4 protein-coding genes and 1 pseudogene are annotated in these 3,247 nt (G+C 63.9%); 1 reads left to right on the top strand and 4 read right to left on the bottom strand.

The annotated features are described in order from the left end of the window. Positions 1-218 (bottom strand): annotated as a pseudogene (locus DI573_RS14520) (MFS transporter); the annotation flags it as partial. Between the two features lie 29 nt (positions 219-247). Next, positions 248-904 (bottom strand): flavin reductase family protein, encoded by a 657-nt coding sequence (locus DI573_RS14515; protein WP_292815818.1) that lies wholly within the window; start codon positions 902-904, stop codon positions 248-250. Positions 905-1,045: 141 nt separating this feature from the next. Between DI573_RS14515 and DI573_RS14510 the strand changes: the two genes are divergently transcribed. Then, positions 1,046-1,699, top strand: a complete 654-nt coding sequence (locus tag DI573_RS14510; RefSeq protein WP_292815815.1) for a GntR family transcriptional regulator — start codon at positions 1,046-1,048, stop codon at positions 1,697-1,699. Between the two features lie 239 nt (positions 1,700-1,938). On the opposite strand, the gene DI573_RS14505 is transcribed toward DI573_RS14510, so the two are convergent. Both DI573_RS14505 and DI573_RS14500 read right to left on the bottom strand, forming a co-directional pair. Further along, positions 1,939-2,649 carry a TetR/AcrR family transcriptional regulator C-terminal domain-containing protein gene (locus DI573_RS14505; protein WP_029541387.1) on the bottom strand — a complete coding sequence of 237 codons (711 nt, stop codon included), beginning with the start codon at positions 2,647-2,649 and terminating at the stop codon, positions 1,939-1,941. Positions 2,650-2,721: 72 nt separating this feature from the next. Further along, positions 2,722-2,994 (bottom strand): DUF4235 domain-containing protein, encoded by a 273-nt coding sequence (locus DI573_RS14500; protein WP_292815809.1) that lies wholly within the window; start codon positions 2,992-2,994, stop codon positions 2,722-2,724. Positions 2,995-3,247 lie beyond the last annotated feature (253 nt).

The raw sequence follows: 3,247 nt of genomic DNA, 5'->3' as shown, positions 1-3,247 counted from the left end.
ACCGCGAAGACCGCGAGAGTCGCGAGTAGTGCGGATACGGAGTCGTCAGAGCGGAAGAACTGGCTGGCGAAGTAGGGGGCGAAGATGGTGTATATCGTCCAGTCGTACCACTCGAGGGTGTTGCCGGCGTTGACGGCGATGAGGTCGCGGGCCCGGTGCCCCTGGGTGTCGACCAGGGTGGTGCCGGTACCGACGGCGCTGTCGGGATTGGTGGTCATGTCAGTTCCTGTTCGGTGTGTGGGGACGTTCAGGCCGGGGCGCCCTCGAGGCCCATGCCGGCGGCCTCGTCGGCTCCGGGGACGCGCATCTCGAAAGTTTCGGTCACGGTCGTGTAGTCGTAGTAGCCCAGTCGCGCCAGCGGCCTGATGCGCGGGATGTCGAGCTTGCCCTCAGGTGTGACGACCTCGTCCTTGACGTGGATGCGCTCGACCCGACCGAAGACGATGTCGATGGAACCGACAGGTGAGTTGCCCGGAAGGCGGTGCGTGGAGAGGTAGCGGACCTCGAAGTGGCAGGGGCTGTCGGCGACCATCGGTGCGGGGGCCAGGTCGGCGTTGGCCCGCCGGACCCCGGCGCGCTCGAACTCACTCTCACCGGCCGGCAGTGCCATCGCGCTGATGTTCACCGCCTCCCGCAGGTCCCACGTGGCCATGTTCCAGACGAACCAGCCGGTCTCCTCGGCGTTGACAACAGTGTCCTTGCGGCGGCCGTCGGGGTACTGGTTCGCTGAGAACATCACCATTGGGGGGTCGAACGTGAGGTTCTGCCACTGGCTGTAGGGCGCGAGGTTCTCGACGCCGTCGCTGCTGATCGTCGAGAGCCAGCCGATCGGACGCGGGACCGTGCAGCTCTTGAACGGGGAGTAGGGCAGGGGGCTCTTCTCGCGGGTGGGGTCGTACTTCATCGTCTCTCCAGCCGGTTGTGGACGGGGCATCGCCCCGTAGGATGACCGGTATACAACCAACATATTGGCTGCTTGGCAAGAGGTCGTTGCAGATTCGATGTCCTGCCGTCCTACACTGCGGCACGAGGCGAGAGGAGTCAGATGGGCAGCGGCGCCAAAGCAGAAGAGGCCTACAGTGCCCTGGAAGAGCTGATCGTCTTCCAGCGACTTGAGCCCGGCTCCCTCGTGTCCGAGGCGCAGCTCACCGAGCTCACCGGCCTGGGCCGCACCCCTATCCGAGAGGCTCTGCAGCGGCTGGCACGGCACCGCATGGTCCACATCTACCCCAACCGGGGTGTGCTAATCCCGGCCACGTCGGTCGAGGAACAACTTCGTCTGCTCGAGCTACGGCTCAGCCTGGAAGAGCTGGCGGTGCGCCTCGCCTGCGAACGCGCAACCGAATCGGATCGCCGCCCCATGGAGCAGATGGCCTCCAAGCTCGACCGCAACAACTTCACCATGGACGAGTACGCCGGGACCGTGCGGGACACCCACGGCCTGATAGTGCGCGCGGCTCACAACGACTACCTGGCGGATGCGATCGCACCCTTGCAAGGGCTCTCCAGGCGCTTCTGGTTCGCCCACGTCCAAGACCAAGAAGTTGAGATCCACGCCGGCGCCCGTCTGCACCGTGCAATCTTGACCGCGATTCTCAGGAAGGACGTTGAGTCCGCCGAGGAAGCTGTCAAGAACCTCAACACGTACCTCGTTGAGTTCGCCTACGCAACGATTCGACTCAGAAGTACCGAGGTCTGATCACTCCGCCCGCAGGTACCGCTTGCTGGTGCTTCGGAAAGTCCATCGAAGCACCGTCATAACGATTCGGGCTGTAGTGAGCGCATCTCTCTGCTTCAAGGAGACGGGTTCGGTTTCCGACCACGCCTCCCTGAACTCTGCCCTGACTATGCAGCGCGTGCACCGCCTCGCGCTCACCGCGCAGGGCTGGACTCCCACTCCAGAGGTCTCATGAATTCTTGCGCGAGTAGGCAAGCTTGCTAGTGGGAGACTGTACTTTCGATCCGGTTGAGCAGGGTTTCCAGACCGATCTCGAACTCGGCGTCGCTGTGGTCTTGGCTGAGGTGTGCCCGCATGCGTTGTACGTGGGGGGCGGTCTCAGCCAGGTTCGATTCGGGTGTGTCCTGTTCGGGGATCTGGGCGCTTCCTTCGTTCATCGGTTCTTCGACGGCGCTGACGTTCTCCACGCGGGTGGAGACCTCGAGCAGCAATGACCCGACGAGAAAGCTGGTGAAGGCTTTGTAGGTGTCGACGGCTTGGTCGTCGGTGAACCCTTGAGCGGCGAGCGTGGCCAAGAGGTGCTCGACGATCTGGATGTCACGCAGTGGTGGCCGCAGCCACGGTGTTGCAGGGTGGCGGGACACGATGAGCGGGAACGCGGCTGGGTTCTCCATGGCGACACTTCGCACTTCGTGGGCGACGTGCTGCAGGTACTGCTGCCAGCTGCTGGTCTCGGCTGCTTCCACACGCTGGAGGAGTCCGTCCAGGAGGTGGGACACCACAGCTTCCAGGAGGTCTTCACGGCCAGAGACGTACCGGTACAGCGCCATCGCCTCCACGCCGAGGTCACGGCCCAGACTGCGCATGGTCATCTGCTCCACGCCATCGGCCTCGATGCTGGAGAGGGCCGCTTCTACGATGCGTTCGCGGTCCAGACGACGTCGCGGAGGGCTGTCACTGGGGGGATTCATGACGGGCTTCCCATGCCCCCAGCCTCTCATAACGCGTTGCACCTGGACCGGCGCCGGTCTCGGCCGGACGGATCAGCTGGCCACCGATGCGGGCAGGTGTCCCTTGCGCTTGGTGTAGACCTGGGTGGACTTGTGGTTGATGATGACCCTCACGAGTTGCACGATCGCTCCGGAGACGACCGCGAAGGCGACGGCCTCGCCCCAGTTGACCTCAGGGTCCTCAGGGTTGCTGGGGGAACTACTACCGGTGACGAACTTCCACAAGCCCTCGGTCACATTCTTGGCGATCACACCGCCGCCGATCGCGGCTCCGGTCGTCGCCAGGCTCCAGATCTTGTCGCTCATGCTGCTCACCTGTGTTCTCTCCGTGTGGGTCGGTCTGGGGTACGGACTCTCGACCGAGGGCATCGAGGGGCTGGCCCAGTAGCTTGCACACTTAGGGTCGGGGACCGTACGTTTACACTGTAATCGCGCGCAGGCATCTCAGCAACGCCCCGGCTGGTACTCCTCGTTGAGGCCCGCCGGACAGGTGCTGGGAGCCTGCGTATCCGTTGACACAAGAAGGAGTGAGCCGCGATGAGCAAGATCATGATGGCTG

The sequence above is a fragment of the Microbacterium sp. genome (assembly GCF_003248605.1).
Lineage (GTDB): Bacteria > Actinomycetota > Actinomycetes > Actinomycetales > Microbacteriaceae > Microbacterium.
The sequence above is the reverse complement of the archived record's forward strand: the minus strand, read 5'-3'. Positions and strand labels throughout refer to the sequence as shown.